General features: G+C 45.5%; 16 protein-coding genes. All 16 read right to left on the bottom strand.

Annotated elements, in window-relative coordinates:
* Window positions 1-15: 15 nt before the first annotated feature.
* The gene (locus B5E84_RS04685) at window positions 16-2,226 is read right to left on the bottom strand and encodes a PcfJ domain-containing protein (protein WP_087219924.1); all 2,211 of its coding nucleotides are present in this window, start codon (window positions 2,224-2,226) and stop codon (window positions 16-18) included.
* Complete coding sequence (locus tag B5E84_RS04680) at window positions 2,204-2,791, bottom strand: DUF7666 domain-containing protein (protein ID WP_087219921.1); 588 nt, start codon at window positions 2,789-2,791, stop codon at window positions 2,204-2,206. Before B5E84_RS04680 ends, B5E84_RS04685 begins: the two co-directional genes overlap by 23 nt.
* Window positions 2,788-3,309, bottom strand: a complete 522-nt coding sequence (locus tag B5E84_RS04675) for a JAB domain-containing protein (protein ID WP_087219918.1) — start codon at window positions 3,307-3,309, stop codon at window positions 2,788-2,790. Before B5E84_RS04675 ends, B5E84_RS04680 begins: the two co-directional genes overlap by 4 nt.
* A gap of 9 nt (window positions 3,310-3,318) precedes the next feature.
* The gene (locus B5E84_RS04670) at window positions 3,319-4,032 is read right to left on the bottom strand and encodes a Cas9 inhibitor AcrIIA9 family protein (protein ID WP_087219915.1); all 714 of its coding nucleotides are present in this window, start codon (window positions 4,030-4,032) and stop codon (window positions 3,319-3,321) included.
* Between the two features lie 56 nt (window positions 4,033-4,088).
* Window positions 4,089-4,508, bottom strand: a complete 420-nt coding sequence (locus B5E84_RS04665) for a hypothetical protein (protein WP_087219912.1) — start codon at window positions 4,506-4,508, stop codon at window positions 4,089-4,091.
* A 12-nt stretch (window positions 4,509-4,520) separates the two neighbouring features.
* On the bottom strand, window positions 4,521-5,321 hold the full coding sequence (locus tag B5E84_RS04660; protein ID WP_087219909.1) for a hypothetical protein: 801 nt from the start codon (window positions 5,319-5,321) through the stop codon (window positions 4,521-4,523).
* A gap of 25 nt (window positions 5,322-5,346) precedes the next feature.
* Window positions 5,347-6,282 (bottom strand): phosphoadenosine phosphosulfate reductase family protein, encoded by a 936-nt coding sequence (locus B5E84_RS04655; protein WP_087219906.1) that lies wholly within the window; start codon window positions 6,280-6,282, stop codon window positions 5,347-5,349.
* A 165-nt stretch (window positions 6,283-6,447) separates the two neighbouring features.
* Window positions 6,448-6,816 carry a hypothetical protein gene (locus B5E84_RS04650; protein WP_087219903.1) on the bottom strand — a complete coding sequence of 123 codons (369 nt, stop codon included), beginning with the start codon at window positions 6,814-6,816 and terminating at the stop codon, window positions 6,448-6,450.
* Between the two features lie 12 nt (window positions 6,817-6,828).
* Window positions 6,829-7,734: a DUF5688 family protein gene (locus B5E84_RS04645; protein WP_087219900.1), complete on the bottom strand. Its 906-nt coding sequence runs from the start codon at window positions 7,732-7,734 to the stop codon at window positions 6,829-6,831.
* Window positions 7,709-7,927, bottom strand: a complete 219-nt coding sequence (locus tag B5E84_RS21475) for a helix-turn-helix domain-containing protein (protein WP_442911390.1) — start codon at window positions 7,925-7,927, stop codon at window positions 7,709-7,711. Before B5E84_RS21475 ends, B5E84_RS04645 begins: the two co-directional genes overlap by 26 nt.
* Window positions 7,928-8,357: 430 nt before the next feature.
* Window positions 8,358-10,109: an ABC transporter ATP-binding protein gene (locus B5E84_RS04635; protein ID WP_087219894.1), complete on the bottom strand. Its 1,752-nt coding sequence runs from the start codon at window positions 10,107-10,109 to the stop codon at window positions 8,358-8,360.
* Window positions 10,102-11,883 carry an ABC transporter ATP-binding protein gene (locus tag B5E84_RS04630; RefSeq protein WP_087219891.1) on the bottom strand — a complete coding sequence of 594 codons (1,782 nt, stop codon included), beginning with the start codon at window positions 11,881-11,883 and terminating at the stop codon, window positions 10,102-10,104. Before B5E84_RS04630 ends, B5E84_RS04635 begins: the two co-directional genes overlap by 8 nt.
* A gap of 126 nt (window positions 11,884-12,009) precedes the next feature.
* The gene (locus B5E84_RS04625) at window positions 12,010-12,969 is read right to left on the bottom strand and encodes a helix-turn-helix domain-containing protein (protein ID WP_087219888.1); all 960 of its coding nucleotides are present in this window, start codon (window positions 12,967-12,969) and stop codon (window positions 12,010-12,012) included.
* A gap of 5 nt (window positions 12,970-12,974) precedes the next feature.
* On the bottom strand, window positions 12,975-14,378 hold the full coding sequence (locus B5E84_RS04620; RefSeq protein WP_330374171.1) for an ABC transporter ATP-binding protein: 1,404 nt from the start codon (window positions 14,376-14,378) through the stop codon (window positions 12,975-12,977).
* Between the two features lie 13 nt (window positions 14,379-14,391).
* A complete protein-coding gene (locus B5E84_RS04615; protein WP_087219882.1) occupies window positions 14,392-15,075 on the bottom strand; it encodes an energy-coupling factor transporter transmembrane component T in 684 nt (227 codons plus the stop codon).
* The gene (locus B5E84_RS04610) at window positions 15,075-15,680 is read right to left on the bottom strand and encodes an MptD family putative ECF transporter S component (RefSeq protein WP_028088165.1); all 606 of its coding nucleotides are present in this window, start codon (window positions 15,678-15,680) and stop codon (window positions 15,075-15,077) included. Before B5E84_RS04610 ends, B5E84_RS04615 begins: the two co-directional genes overlap by 1 nt.
* Between the last annotated feature and the right edge of the window lie 110 nt (window positions 15,681-15,790).

The following is a 15,790-nucleotide window of genomic DNA, read 5'->3' as shown; positions in this document are numbered from 1 at the left end:
CTTTCCCTCCTTTTCTTATGCAGCTTTCCTATTAACAGACAGCGTATCCTCTGAGCAATTCTCTGTCTCTTCTGCGCACAGAACGGCTTCCATCAGATCAGCTTCCAGGACATCGGCCAGGAGCTGCCCACGAAGGCTTCCATTCCATATTTTGGACTGTTTTTTGCGGAGCTCTTTAAATTCCTCATTGCGGAGTCTTACACTGATCTGGGCTAAATGCTTCTCTTCCTCGGTTAAATTCTTTAAAATATGCTGCTGCCATTTTTTTAGGAAGGGCTCTGCATCTGCAAGTTCGGGTGTCTGTTCATCTCCTGTGGTTCGTTTCTGACGGACTGACCCTCCCGGTTCAACTTCAATCAGGTAAAAAGGTTCCTCCGGTTTTTCTTTCTTTCGCAAAAAAACAATATAGGATTCCTGCCTTTCAATCCGGCTAAAGTAATGTTCGCTCCAACTCGTACAAAGATCCAGCCGCTCTCCCTCTACAACGATATCCCGGACACCATCAGGAACGACAATCCGATACCGCTTATCTTCAAAGCGATACCGTTCCTTAATCGACTGGCAGATCCGGTCTACGTCTGGATATTTTCTCATAATACTCTGAATCCATTTTGCCGTGTCCACGCCTCCCAGCTTCGCAATCATATTGTTGTGGCTGGTTTTCAAATCCTTTGGCTTGAAAAAGATTTCCTCCATCGTATCCAGGCTTAATGATTCCGCCATGGTTAAATAATCCTGCCAGGTGGAAATCAGTTCTTTTGGAGGACGTCCGGCTATCAGACTCTGTTTACTTAAGTAGTGGTAAATCCGCTTTGGGGTCATGCGGTCCAGAATGAATTTCAAGTCATCCACAGAAATATCCTGTTTCTGAAACCATGAAATCATAATATCCGGAATGCCGCTTCCTATGGTGTCCTCGTACTTTAACCATGCCAGATACAGGTGATTTCCCTTGTTTTCCCTGAGCCTCCGCATCCTTCCTCTGTCTATCTCAAGCGATTTTGCCAACTCTTTAGATGGTGTAAACTTAAAAGTATTTCTCTCCAGTATGGAATTGGCCAGGCCATAAAGGCCTGCTTTTGTCACCTGTTCCAAATATGGATGGTCTTTCCATCTTCTGAGGTAAACATCCGGTTGAACTTTATCAGAGTATCGACACATAGATACCAGCCCGGTTCTGCCTATTGGATGTTTTTCCAAGGCCGGCAGATTTCTTTTGTAGACTTCTCCTCTGTAATCACGGAAAAGATCTTCTGAATTGCAAAACCAGCTGTAGGTGCGGAATCCTTTGATCCAACGGTATTCCCTTCTCTTATAATCACCAAAATAATATTCCTCAGCATTCCAGCTTTGATCATAAAGTACCCTGCGCTCCTCAAAATATCTGCACTCCGGATTTTCATATTCCCTCGGATAATACCAATGTTGGAGTTTGAACTGCCGCAAAACAATCCGTTCACCGCAAGGCTGAAGGATGTATGCCGTTTCAACCTTCGTATGAAACCGGCCGGCTTTTCCTCTGGCTTTGTACTGAATCTCATGTCCGCATTGGCAGCATCGCCCGATTCGGTTATGTTTTGGCTTCCCCTTAATAGGGACCATTTTCCTGCACCAGGTACAATAGCCTTCCTGCTGCTTCTTTCTGGAATATTCATAAAAAAGATAATGCTGATGCATCCCATGACGATCAGCCCAGGCCGTCCAGTCTTTTGGGAGTGGACGGATTTCAGCCAGTTCTTTGTCCCATGCATCCGTCTCCTTCTTATGTCGTTTCTCCAGCCTCTTTTCCATTACACTTTCCTGATACAACAGGATTCCATCTAATCCGTCCTTTGAGACATTCAGATAATCTTTCAGCATCTGATTGCTTTGGTCGTCCACAGCAAATTTTTTTCCATAAAAACCGCCCTGCCACGGCAGATTTCGTACACTTGCACTCCTCCAGCATTCCGCCGGGATGTCCCATGTGGAATATGTTATATTTTCCTGATCAATCAGGAGCAGAAATGCGGGATGAGGTGCCCCAAGACGAAGATCTCTCGTATAATAAAATCCCACCATGAGAATGCCCTCTTTTATCTGGCAGTTTATATGGATGTCATTTTTATATGTTTCTTTGACCGTGCGATACATTTTTTCCTGTTTGGGAATATCCTGCCCGGCTTCTTTTATCATCCGTGCATCGGCCATCAGCGGATATTTATTAAGCAGATATTTTTTCTTCATTTTCTTCACAGCCTCCTATTTCTTTCCCTGTTACGTCATACCAAATGTCAGGCAGAATTTCTTTCCCATCTACTACGAAAAGTCCAATTTCTGAAATTTCATTACTTCCGATCTCTTCTTTTGCCAATCCCAGAACATCTCCAAGTCGGCCGCAGGCATATGGTTCTTTGCCTCGGACAATGGCAAATCCATTCCGGGCCTCCCCTTTGTCATGGCTGACGAGGTAGTGTTCTTTGCTTTTTGGATGCTCCATCAAATAACGAAGACTGTGGGCAATAAATTCTTCCAGATTCAGCTGCTTTACCAGCTTTAATCTGGTACAGGAAATTTTACTGTCCTGTCCGTCTTCGTCAATATCCCCATCAGCCAGAACCATATAGTAAACAGCATGTTCCCAGCATCTATAATAGGACAGACAATCTAAGGGATTTTCTGCACAATGGAATCCTCTTTTTCTACAGTCCGCCGCCGGTTCCTGATTCCAGATACCTGTTTTGTACTGAAACCGGTGACCGCCGGATGTGCAGGATAAATCCAGATCAAATGCTTTATATGCGATAATCATGCTGCCTCACTTTCCTGATCCTGAAACTTCAAACCACCCCGTTCTTTAAAGCTGTAATAAGTGTCCGCACCTATGACTATGTGATCGATCAGGGAGATGCCCAGTAAATCTCCGGCAAGTTTTATCCGTTTGGTGATTTGTAAATCCTCCGTACTGGGAGTTGGGTCCCCCGATGGATGGTTATGGATACACAAAACGTGGGAGGCGTTACTTAAAATGGCATGTTTAAAGATATTCGGTACATCCACAATACAACGGTCGATTCCCCCAACCGCTACCACTTCAAACGCAACAGGAAGTAATTTTGCATCCAGAGAGAGGACGGCAAAGACTTCCCGATCCGACATATCAAAAATAGGCTGTACCATATCCTTTACTGCTGCAGGACTGTTAAGAGGTCCAACCCCGCACAAGCTCTTACCTGTTCTTTTCATTTGAATCTGAACAATGCTGACCCGTTCTCCAGATTTCAAATACTTCATGCTGTCAAAATCCTTATTATTTTTTTCTTGTTCCATCCCATCCTCCTAAGATTCATAGCAGTCAAATAAAGACAGCTGCTGCGGCTCCGAAGATTCCGCTTCTTTTTTATCCCGCTGTGAGCCTGCGGGCTGCGATACTGCTTTTTCCGTTGTCTTCTTGTTGGATTTTCCTTTTGTACTGGATTTATTAGCGGCAGATTTTTCCTTTCGCACAGTTTTTTCCCCTGCTTTGCGGAATTCCTCCTCTGCCTCTTTCCGCTCCTTCTCATATTGTTCTTTATCATCCAGAGCATAATATTCCTGTACCCAGCGATAGACCGTATCGTCCGGCACGGCAAATCCCATCCGGATACTCTGGTTCTTTTTCTCATCATCTACCATCTCCCATGCCTGTTCCATGAGATACTCCACGCATCGTTGTAAGGTCTTATGCGGTTTCAAAATCTGCTGTTCGACTGCACTTTTGCCGCACATACCAATCAGGTAAGCCCCAACCACATCTGCAAAATGAGGATCCTTTAACATAGCCATTTCATCCAGCAGCTTGCTTCTGGCAGTGCGGTACGTTTTCCGTATCGGTCCTCCATCTACAAGAAAATAACGTTTTCCGGAAAGGAATGCCTCTGTATTCTGCTTCGGGACTGCATATTTTTCCGCCAGCTTTTGCAGTTCTTCTCTCATGTCAAGCTGCCGGAGTTTCGCGGCAGTTTGATTTATTTCATAAATATCCGGAACATTCCCTAAAATTTTTTCAATCATCTCTGTATTCTCCTTTGTGAAAAGGCCGGCAGCAAAAATGCTTCCGGCCCTAAAATTTATGCAGCAGGTTCCAGCTCCTGCTCACGCTGCTCTTCTATCCGTTCTTCCTGCGATTCAGTTGAAGGATTCGCATTCTTTTTTGCCTCTCGTTCCAGAAGTTCTAAAAGAGCCAGAATGATTCCTTTACACCATTCATTCGGCCATTTTTCCATGTATGCGCGAATTTCTGAAACTGCCGCATCCCAATCAGAATCTGAGAGTGCCTTTCCACAGTATTTTTTGTAAATCGCGTAGCTTCCCTGCATAGCGTCCATATAAGGAATTTCCAATGCCTGGTTCAGATTGCCTAAAAATGCTGTCAGAAGAGGTTCTCCCTGATAATCATCTGCGAGGCGCTGGAGGCCAATGGCTTCCCCACCGCTGAAGAACAGGTACATGTCATTAAACAAGTTCTTGACTAACATCTGATAGCTCATGTTCTGCCTCCTTTACGATGCCTTTAACTGCTCAAAATCCATTTGTCCTTTCAGACCAGAATCCGTCCCCGCAGTCGTGCGCTTACGGTTCGCCTTTTTTCTGCTCTCCAGTCTAGTCCTGCAAAGATGAAATGCCATAGTCAAATCACGCTTTTGGATTTCTTTCTTGATAGGCAGGGCCTCCCCTTGCTCAATGGCCTTTTTTAACTGCGAAACACAGGAAAGCAGCTTCCCGGCATTTTCGTAATCCTTATCATTTTTGCGTTTCTTCATGGCAGGATAATGGAGTGCAAGCCACTGATAATCTGGGTTTTCCTGATAGGCATTCCAGATTTCTTCTGCCTGCCGCTTCATCTGCTCTGCGTTTGCCATATAGGATACGTCCATCTTTGGAGGCAGAGGAGCATAATAGTTTTCCGGATAGTCCTCTCCGGATGAACACTCCTTCATTTTCAAACGGAGCCGCTCTAAACCAGCCCGAAGGCGGTTTAAATATTCTCCATCTGTTGCATTAACCCCGGGCGCGCCCTGTTCTTTCCATAAAATCCACCGGTCAAACAAAATATCCATACGGCGGTCTAATTCTGCAAGCAGTTTGTCCCGTTCCTGCTTTTCATTTGCTATAACAGCTGCCCCACAGTATCCCTCACAGCATAAAAATTCCAGCGCATCATCCGATGTGACTGCGCCGCAGATATAACCGTTTTTTCGGTAACTGCATCCGTAGCGGTATCTGCCGGCTAATCGGCCGTTTAATTCTTCCTTTTTTTCTAAATTTGCATTTTTACAGGTCCTGCATGAATGTTTGTCCAATATCTCTCATCCTTTCTGCAGCGTTCTATGCTGCCATATCAATCCCTTCTTCCCTGCCAGTGCAATGCTCTGGAAACGTTTCATATAAATCCTTCCATTCCATCTGCCCGTCAATCTGTGATTCTGATTTTGAACCGCCATACAGCCACCAATGAAAAACAGCTTCTCCGCTGGTCCAGTTTCCGTCCGTTTTTCCTGCTTCCCGCCGAACCTGGACCATTCGCTCGAACGCACGGATATACGCTTTCTGATACCCTGGATAACGTTCAAACTCTCGCACACGATTTTTAAAGCTGGCCTTTGGGCAGCCGATACAGCCCAAACGTCGAAATCCCTGGTCATAGAGTTCACAGTATGGAACTTGATATTTCCGGATGAACAGCCAGACATCCTCCTCTGTCCAATCCAAAATCGGATTTAAAACCCGTTTGCCCTTCATCACGCACGTTTCAACCTGTCTCCGGAGCTCATCGTTATCACAATTCAGGTAAATTTCCTGCCGCTTCTTTACATTTCTCCCCAGAATTTCCGCAAAGCCGCGATTGGCCCTTCCTGCACTTTCCTGCCAGCGAACGCCGGTAACGGTAAAACAGCCCTCTCCACCGCATTCTTTTAGCACCTCGCAGCAGTACCGGGCTTTTCTGGTCGGCGGAATCTGTTTTTTTGGAATCAGCTGCCACATAGATAAAGCCGGCCGGTCTATCACTACCTGCGGATAATCCCGTCGGATAAATTGCACCAGCTCCGGCGGGTCCACTGTTGTCAGATGATGGTGGGCCTCAAAATGGATTCCTGCCATCTGCGCCAGTCTGTAAATCACCACGCTGTCCTTGCCCCCGCTAAATGCCAGATAATACCCTTTCTGGCTCATGCGCAGTGCCATTTCCTCAAATGTCTGAAAGAGTCGGATAGCACGGTCTACTTTTTCCTTTAAACTATCAAATAAACATAATTGCTCCATAATCTCCCGCCCTTTGCATAAAATTTGCTGCTTCGGACGGAAAAGCCATGCTTACGGTGTGTCTTTTTACGCCGCTTACCGCATAGAGTCGAGACGCCGGCTCACAGCTGCCAACATCTCTTGCGACAACCGGAATTTTTTCCGGCAATGAGAATCAGAAGCACGCTAGATCTGTAAAGGAATCTCCGCATATGCAATCCGGCGAATCTCCAGAATCTTTACGTTGGAAATCTGCCGGTAGGGATGGACCTTGTTAAAATTTGACACCCAGTCGCTTAAAATGATTTCCGCTTCTATGTCAAAATCCTCATGGTCCATACTGAGAAACAGGTATTTAACTGTAATCCGGTAATTCTGTCTTACTGTCAGATAAGCATACCGTATCGCATACAACGGAACCGATATTCTGGCTGTCAGCATTTGAGACGGATGAAGCTTTTTAAGAAGTTTCCGGTACACTTCTGTAGCCGGCAGTGTACCGCCAATCCCGACTTCATTAAATTGTGCCAAGTCTGCAAATTTGTGAATATGCATCGCTAGACCTCCCTACATACATATAAGTTCTTTTTTATCTCTTCGGTAAAGATAGGGATGGTCGGATAAAACTTCATCTGGGCTCAGAAGTGATGCGTTCACGTCACTGATTGCTGAACGAGCATTTTCGATTTCTGCTTCCGAACAATAGGGCCTCAGCAATACTTCATGAACGCTGCTGGGAATGATCAGCCAGTCACAGTCATACTGATTCGCGTATGTTTCCAGCACATCAGGGTACAAAAGTGCAGATGCACCATTCCATTCGAGTGCGTTTGTTAACGTGTAGAGAGACGTATCCACTTCTTCAGCTTGATTCATCTTTTCCAGCGTCAGAGTTCCATGCTCCTCCAAATACTCCTGTACTGAAAAAAATTTTGCCGGCTGCTGCTTTACCATATTGTCCAGAGCGATTTCGTATAGTTCGTGCGGTGTAGTATTCCATATACGTACGAGTTTATTATGAATCAATATACTGCCTGCCGGGTTGTATAAATAGAATACAGCCGATAAATCCAGATAAGGAATATGAGGCGTTGTTTTTAGCAGATATTTGCTCCGCTCGGTATTGATGAGTTTCAGATAGATTCTGTTTTTTACTCTCTCGAAATCAAAAATATCCATGGTAATTTGTTCCACCAAATCTTCAGCGATTTTCTCGTTTTCGCCAAGTGCTGCAACTAATTGATGGACTATGCCGCTCAAACCATCTTCGCAGTGATTATTCAAGTACCTTTCATAAAGCTTTTCCACGCAAAAACGAATGCCGGTCTGTTGTCCTGCTTTTCGCATAAGCAGTCCGAGGCTTTTTACATCATTCGGCTTCAGTACCGTGCATAATTTTACTTCTACATCGCTTGCCACTTGCTTTGTCACATTTTCCAACAGCTTTTCAGCAAACTCCTGAAGGTTCATCATTCTCTTCTTTCCTCCATTCTTTCAGTTTTCTCCGGACCGTAGACGGGTCGCAATTCAGGTATTCTGCAATTACCTCATTACTGTATCCTTTTTGTTTCAGTGCAATGAAAGTCTGTCGTTTGGATTTGAACTTGTCAGAATTACTTGATTGGGATGTCCCACAGCCACTCTGATTCCTTCCCCGTTCATACAAACTCCAGGCTTTGCTTGCGCCAACATTCAGGATAATCGCAATGAGAAGGCTGTAGCAGCCATCCAGGTCATAATGATTTCTCAAGTTTTTCTCTTCAATTAGATTCCTCCTTCCGGCCTTTTTTGCAATAAAAAAGACACCAAACTCCTACTTTAAAGTTTGATGTCTTTCTGATATTGGCACAAAGGCCTTATTTTATTTGTTAAAAAGCATGCTTCCGGTTTCCTGCCGGAACAAAAGTTGTTTGCGGTCGAAAGACTGCATAAATCAACTATCGCTCTTATTTTACCACCATATATTGTATGAGTCAATTTTATTTTTACTATATCATGTAAATTTATAATATTTCATTTATCGTAAAATCGTTTGTTTGATTCTAAGCATCATCATCTCCCCATTCGTAGGAAACATTGCATAAAAAGTTGCACTCTTATCTATTCATTTTCCATCCTTCGGCTTGTTCGCGGATTTGGATAAACTTTTTATAAGTACCTTCCTGTTGCAGCAGTTCCTTATGTGTACCTCTCTGAGCCACAGTCCCGCCATCAATCACAATGATTTGGTCGGCGTTCTCAATCGTGGCCAGGCGATGGGCAATCGTAATAATGGTTTTGCCATGTGTCAGGGCAGAAATAGCTTCCTGGATCAAATGTTCATTCTCAGGGTCAATGCTTGCTGTTGCCTCATCCAAGATAACAATGGGAGCATCCTTGAGCATTGCCCTGGCAATAGAAATTCTTTGCTTTTCACCGCCGGAAAGAGAAGAACCCCCTTCACCAATCACCGTGTCATATCCGTCCGGTAAAGCCATTATGAAGTCATGGCAGCGGGCGGCTTTTGCGGCGGCAATGATCTGCTCATCCGTAGCGTCCGGACTGCCGAATTTAATGTTATTCTTGATGGTATCCCGGAACAAATAGACATTCTGAAAAACCATGCTGATATTCCCCAGCAGACTATCGCAGGTAAATCTGCGAATATCCGTTCCACCAATGGTAATCGTTCCGCTGCCCACATCGTAAAAACGGGCAATCAGGTTACACAGCGTAGATTTTCCGCTGCCAGATGGCCCCACGATGGCTGTTGTGCTATTCTGCGGAATTTTGAAGTTCAGGTCATGCAGAACAATCCGGCTGTCATATCCGAAAGAAACATCCCTAAACTCAATATCATAGGTTGCCGGTTTTATGTCGGTGCCATCCTGGTCGATATAGTTTACATTTTCCAATGCTTCCAGTTTATTCATGGCAGAGTCCACAACTCCAAGCGTATGGGCTGCGTCATTGATATTCTCCACGCTGCCGAACATCACAAAAGAGAACAGGACAAACATCAGAAAGAACGCCATACTCATTTGTCCCTGCAATGCCTGCCATGCACAAATAAAGACAATTCCCATCGAAGCCAGTTTCAAGGCGAACAGATGCAAGCAGTTGAATGGAGTAAAGCCTTTCTCCACTTTGATATGAATATCTTTCAGATCTTTGCTGGCATTACGAAAGTTCTTAATAGAGGCCCCTTCCTGTCCAAAGGACTTCACAATGGAAAGCCCCCGGATGTATTCAATCGCTGCACCGGACATATCTTCCATTGCTTTATGGGTTGTTGCAGCGGTTTTTTCACTGTGTCTGCTGATCCCCTGCAAAGCCAGCGCCGAAAGAGCAACGCCGACAATGGAAATAACCGCAGCAACAGGGCTGAAGAAGATCAGACATAAAACGGTGGCAATAAACTTTGCGTATCCATTGATGACAACATCCACCATTTTCATACCCTGTAGTTCCAAAGTAGACAATTCCGTGGTAACACCTGCCAGAATGTCACCGACACTGTTCTGCGAAAAGTACCCAAGGGGAACCCGTTTCAGTACATCGCCCAAATGAATACGCTGTCCGGCGGCCACTTCATATCCAATGCTTTCCTGCAATATTGCCCGGAGATAAGAAAGCAGGAAGTTCAGTGCAATCGAGCCGATAATAATCCAAAGCGTTTGCCAGACTAAACCAGTATCAATCGCAGTATTCGTCCAGTATGCCTGGATCGCTTTATCCAGTGCGAATGCGGCTGTCATTGTAGGAATAACAGTAGACAAACTGCTGAAAAAGGAACACACAGAACCAAGATAGAGGCGGCCTTTATATTTACCGGCCCATCGGATAATGCGTTTCATTGACTTAAACATTGACAGCCACCTCCTTTTTCTCTCCCACAGACCAATTCTTTGCGCCAATATGTGCCTGCCACATATCCGCATAAAGCTGGCAGCGTTCCAAAAGTTCCTTCTGCTTTCCGCAGTCAACAATTTGTCCTTTCTTCAGAACGACAATCTGATCGGCGTTTTGAATGGTAGACAGACGATGTGCAATCACCAGCAGGGTCTTTCCTTTGGAAAGGGCCATGATGGATTTCTGGATTTTATCTTCGTTCTGCGGGTCAGTGAAAGCGGTTGCTTCATCCAAAATCACAATAGGCGCATTTTTTAGGATCGCCCTTGCAATAGCAATCCGCTGTTTCTCGCCGCCAGAGAGCCGCTTGCCAGCATCACCGGCCGGGGTATCATATCCTTTTTCCAGCCGAACAATAAAATCATCACAGCAGGCCGCTTTTGCGGCGGCATATACTTCCTCATCCGTAGCATTTGGATTACCCAGTCGGATGTTCTCTTTGAGAGAGCAGTTGAACAGGAAATTGTCCTGTGTCACGAAACTGACAAATTCGGAAAGCTGCCGGATGGAAAGTTCCTTGATATTCGTACCGCCGATGGAGATACTGCCGCCGGTCACATCCCAAAATCGGGCAATCAGCCGGGCCACGGTGGACTTGCCGCCACCGGATGGGCCAACCAGGGCTGTAAAACTTCCCTGCGGCATTTTTAAGCTGATGTCGTGCAGCACTTCGTTTTGTTCGGTGCCATCATAGGAGAAAGATACATCCTGTAAAACAATATCTGTGTGTCTGATCGGAACAATCTTGCCAGAGTCCGGCAATACAGACAGGTTCAGAAGTTCATTTGCAGCTTCTACTGCATACTCCATTGACTTTGCCTCGTTGATAAAAGTAGTAGCTTTCATCAGCGGGCCGATAATACTCAACGAAAGAATAATTCCCATCGCCAATTCAGCAGGCGTGATACTCCCGCTCTGCGTCAGCAGCAAACCGATGGGAAGGACCCCCAACAGAGTGGTGGGCATAATCGCCATCATCAGGTTCATTGTTTTCCAGGTGCTTTTGAACCATGCCAGAGTAAAATCCTTAAAGGACTTTACCGCTCCTACGAACTTTTCATAGGAACTGGTGCTTTGATTGAACGCCTTAACAACCTCAATGCCTTCCACATACTCAATAATGACATTGTTTACATGATTGTTTGCCTCCATATAAGCTGCGTACTGGCTGTTATAGTTCCGCATGAGAAAGAACATGGGGATCATAGCCAGAGCCGGGGCAATCAGAACTGCAAGGCCCAAACGCCAGTCAATCGCCAGCAGCCAGATAAAAATAGCAACCGGAAGGAGCAGGTTCGATGTCAGCTCCGGGATCATGTGGGCCAGAGGCGGCTCCAAATCCTCCACCTTGTCCATGATAATATTCTTCAAATACCCAATCCTTCGTCCCATTACTTCGCCGAGGGGCGCCCTCATCAGGCGATTTGCGATTTTCAGGCGGATGCCTTCCAGTATCGTGTAAGCGGAGATATGTGCCAAAATTGTGGAAATGCCAAAGCAGATAACACGGATCAGGTATCCGCCTACTCCCACCAGACACCAGAGCATGATGTTGTTCAAAGTAGCGGTCCGGTTAATGAACAGGAGCAAGATTTCATACACCGCCCAAAACGGAACAAAGCCTCCGGCAACACTTAAAATGGCACACAAAACCGAGAGGGTCATTTTCCCTTTGCAGGGACCTGCAAAAGAGAAAAGCGTTTTGACCCAATGCTCTTTTTGCTGCTTCATATCAATTCACCTCTCTCGATCAATTTAGCCAGCAAAGAAAAAGGGATGGTTAATCCTCGCTAACCATCCTTAATGCTATCATATTTCAATTTTTCTTTCCGCTCCACACGGCCTTTTTTATTCCAATCAGATAATTGATTTTCGATATTCCAGCGGCGTTTTCCCCATTGTCTGATGAAATGCGGACGCAAATTTGCTGGGACTGTCATATCCCACAAGTCCCGCAATCTCCGCCACTTTCAACGACTTATCTGATTTCAGTAAAGAGGCAGCATAGTTCATGCGATAGTTTCTCATGTATGTAAAAATCGGGCTGCCATATACCGATTTGAAACAGTTTTTCATAGGGGTCAGGGCAATATCAAACCGCCTGGAGAGTTCTTCCAGAGTATAGTTTTTGGTCAAATCCTGCGTCAGAAGTGCCTGGATTGCTTTGATTTTCTCAACCTGGCCTTTATAAAAATAGGGGCGCTCTTCTGTATGGCCTGAAAGTTCCAGTGCGTCCAGATACAGCAGCAGCTCCAACACTTTGATCTTGAAATAGTCCTTTTTGATTTTGACCGGCACATTGTAGAGTTCGGAAAAAATATGCTCAATGGCCGGTTCTCCTGGAATGACATAGGGTGTACGGTCACTGCAATACTTTTTCTGCAATTCATAAAGATCCACAGAAAAGCCATTCATAGAGGCCGGGATTTCTTTTGCCGCAGTCTCCATCTGAAAGCCAATAGAAATACCGTGGTAGTGACAAAGTGGAAATTCCACCTTGCCAGAATGATGGATGCGGCGATCCACCCGAAGATCGCCAGCCTCTAAATAGCTAAAGGCATTTTGGCCGACTTCCTGCTCAATGCGCCCTTCCCGGCAGTGGTCGATACAAAGCAGGTCCATATCTGTCTGGAAACCTGAAATGCACTCCTTCATGTGAAAATCATTATACATGAGAAATACACCGGGAAAGACATGATAGAGCGTCATCATGCCTTCACCAGAATTATCGCTTAAACGCATGACCTTACAATCATCTGACTCAATCAGGTTTTGAACATTGGGGCCGTAGTACATTTCCCGGAACAGTTCCGGCATAGACGCTACCTCCTTTCTTTGGAGCATCCCTCCATATCAAATATTTTATCACAAGTCCGGCCCAAAAACTCAAAATCATGGGAAACAATGATGATAACTTTATTTTCATCATTCAACTTGCGGATCATATTGCTTACTTCCAGCATACGATGATAGTCCAGCCCACTGGTAGGCTCGTCAAAGACAAGCACATCCTTGTCGGAGAGAATTGCGGTTGCCACCGCAAGGCGCTGTTTCTGTCCTCCTGACAGGGCCATCGGATGACGGTCTTTGAAATCCAGCAAATCAAAAGACCTGAGAATTTCTTCAATCCGCTCCGGCGGACAATCCGGCTGCGCCAGTTCACATTCGTTCCATACGCTGTCTGAAAAAAGCTGATGGTTCACATCCTGCATAACACAAAAGCCGGCCTTATTACGCTGTTTTGCTTTCAGTGTTTGTCCGTCCAGCCGGACCGTTCCATTCACTTCTTTCAAAAGCCCGCACAGGCAGCGTGTCATCGTCGTTTTTCCTGCGCCGTTATGACCGACAATCCCCAACACTTCCCCCCGTTTTGCAGAAAAGCCGAGGCCGCTGAATACCGGCTGCTTATCAAAGGCACAGGAAAGATTTTCTACGGATAAGCCTTCCTGCGCTCCTGGCGGATCGGCGGGAGGCAGCTCCAGCATAGGATGGACAAGACTTCTAAGCCCCATACTGATACGCTGCTCATCCGAAAGATTACGAAACTCATCCCCGGAAAATATCTGAACGATTTTCCCTTTTTGAATGAAGATTGCGCGGTCAATCAGGTCCATCAAGAAATATAGGCGATGTTCGGCAATAACAATCGTCCGTCCTTCTTTTTTGATCTGGATAATCTGCTGGCGTAAGGTGTCAATCGCGTCAGCATCCAGATTTGCCGTCGGCTCGTCCAGTACAAAAATAGATGGGTTCATGGCATATATAGAGGCAAACGCAAGACTTTGTTTTTCACCGCCAGACATGGAAAAAATGTTCCTTCCCAAAAGTGATTGAATTTTCAGGGCAGAAACAGTGGCCTCATATTGCTCTTTGATTTTCTTTGGTTCGACACCCGCATTTTCCAGACCGAAAGTGATTTCGCTGTCCGAGTCAATATTGAAAAACTGAGATTTCGGATTTTGGAACACAGATCCAACCTGCTCTGCCAGACGGTACATTTCTGTTTTCGGCACTTCCATACCGTTTACAATCGCCCGGCCGGATAAAGTACCGCCCTCGACAAAATGAGGGATTAAGCCGTTAATCAGTTTTGTCACTGTCGTTTTGCCACAGCCCGACTCCCCTGTAAGGACAACACATTCTCCCTGCTGAATATTCAGATCAATATGGGAAAGTGTTCCCTGCTCTTTCTCATATTCAAACGATACATCCTGAATTTGGATCACATGGAACACCTCCTTATCCCACTGTAATTGAAATCACACAGAAAGCCACACCTGCCGCCAAACATAAAAAATCCTGCACGCCGAACTTCATTTCAATCATGCTGGTCTTTGGCGCAGGATTTTCAATCCCCCGTGTAACAGCGGCCGCGGACAATTCTTCCGCTGTCGTTGTTGCAGAGATCATGGTCGGCACCAATAAGCACTCAATTTTTTGTACTCCATGAATATTACGGAGCTTCATGGCATCCCGGATATAGCCGGTTTCTTCTTTTAAGGCCGGAAAATACCGGACGGTTACAGACAAAGGAATAATCAGTCCCTGCGGAATATGCCATTTCCGAAGTGCAACCATCAATTCCCGGACGGGCGTTTTCTGTAAAACCATCGTACCGACAATCAAACAAGGGAAAATCTTTCTTGCATAAGATACAATGATCGTGAAGCTGCTGGCTAAAATTTTTGGCCCGTTTGGGAATACATAGTATTGCAGCGCCAGACAAATCCCAAATGCGATTGCCAGTTTGCCTGCGGATTTCCCACACCCGCAGGCAACGATCAGCAGGAGCAGAAAAACAACCCATGTAATTTCAACCCATAGGTCGTGCTGGGTAAAGGCCACAATATTTGCCAGCACCAACAAAAGCAATTCCGTCCGTGGATCGAACTTTAATGTATGTTTTTTGCCCGCCCCATTCATCACACAATTCCTGCCTTTACAAAGTGCTTTTTGAACAGACCTCTGGCAATAAATGCTCCGATGATACCGCCGATGATTGGAGCAACAAACAGAACGATTAACATTGCATTGGACGACAGAGCTTCAACTGCCGCAACATAATCAGCGGGCATTCCCTGTTCTGTAATCTGCGCCAAGAAATCGGCCTTAAACAACCAGATGGGAAGGGGAGAACCAACCATTCCCAGCGAAAAAATCACATAGGCAATCGAATTTCCCTTGAAGCTGTTATACTTAGTCACAGCTCGGACAACTTCGGCCAAAATACAGGTAGAAGCCATCGAGATCAGAATTACCAGGGTAAATTGTCCAGTGGCAAAATAGATAAGAGCAGTGATAAGCCCCATCAGGAAAACTGCACCCAGTTTTTGAACCTTTGCGACCATCAGCATAAAAGGAATGCCTGCAAACACAGCAATGAAGCCGGGCATCAGCATCCAAAGAACAGGGTGAATACCCCCCAGAAGCATGAAGGCAAAGTTGATGACAAAGTAGATTGCGGAAAAGATACCGATGGTAATGAGGTCTTTTCCTTTCAGTTTTTTGTCCGTACTCACTTCAGACATTGAACATTCCTCCTTTGGTTAGAGCACGCTAACTTGCAGACTTTTTGAAAGCGCCCTTCGGCGCTTTCCGTAATCATCATAGCAGACCTTAAAAATCTTTTCCGCTCCAA

Source organism: Lachnoclostridium sp. An14, from assembly GCF_002160755.1.
Lineage (GTDB): Bacteria > Bacillota > Clostridia > Lachnospirales > Lachnospiraceae > Lachnoclostridium_A.
This window is presented reverse-complemented; position numbering and strand designations above follow the sequence as displayed.

Coding starts and splice junctions, on each gene's coding strand:
- B5E84_RS04645 (WP_087219900.1), bottom strand. CDS start 7,734: ATGATGAACCTTCAGGAGTTTGCTGAAAAGCTGTTGGAAAATGTGACA.
- B5E84_RS04685 (WP_087219924.1), bottom strand. CDS start 2,226: ATGAAGAAAAAATATCTGCTTAATAAATATCCGCTGATGGCCGATGCA.
- B5E84_RS04675 (WP_087219918.1), bottom strand. CDS start 3,309: ATGGAACAAGAAAAAAATAATAAGGATTTTGACAGCATGAAGTATTTG.
- B5E84_RS04665 (WP_087219912.1), bottom strand. CDS start 4,508: ATGAGCTATCAGATGTTAGTCAAGAACTTGTTTAATGACATGTACCTG.
- B5E84_RS04670 (WP_087219915.1), bottom strand. CDS start 4,032: ATGATTGAAAAAATTTTAGGGAATGTTCCGGATATTTATGAAATAAAT.
- B5E84_RS04650 (WP_087219903.1), bottom strand. CDS start 6,816: ATGCATATTCACAAATTTGCAGACTTGGCACAATTTAATGAAGTCGGG.
- B5E84_RS04610 (WP_028088165.1), bottom strand. CDS start 15,680: ATGTCTGAAGTGAGTACGGACAAAAAACTGAAAGGAAAAGACCTCATT.
- B5E84_RS04680 (WP_087219921.1), bottom strand. CDS start 2,791: ATGATTATCGCATATAAAGCATTTGATCTGGATTTATCCTGCACATCC.
- B5E84_RS04630 (WP_087219891.1), bottom strand. CDS start 11,883: ATGAAGCAGCAAAAAGAGCATTGGGTCAAAACGCTTTTCTCTTTTGCA.
- B5E84_RS04635 (WP_087219894.1), bottom strand. CDS start 10,109: ATGTTTAAGTCAATGAAACGCATTATCCGATGGGCCGGTAAATATAAA.
- B5E84_RS04625 (WP_087219888.1), bottom strand. CDS start 12,969: ATGCCGGAACTGTTCCGGGAAATGTACTACGGCCCCAATGTTCAAAAC.
- B5E84_RS04655 (WP_087219906.1), bottom strand. CDS start 6,282: ATGGAGCAATTATGTTTATTTGATAGTTTAAAGGAAAAAGTAGACCGT.
- B5E84_RS04615 (WP_087219882.1), bottom strand. CDS start 15,075: ATGAATGGGGCGGGCAAAAAACATACATTAAAGTTCGATCCACGGACG.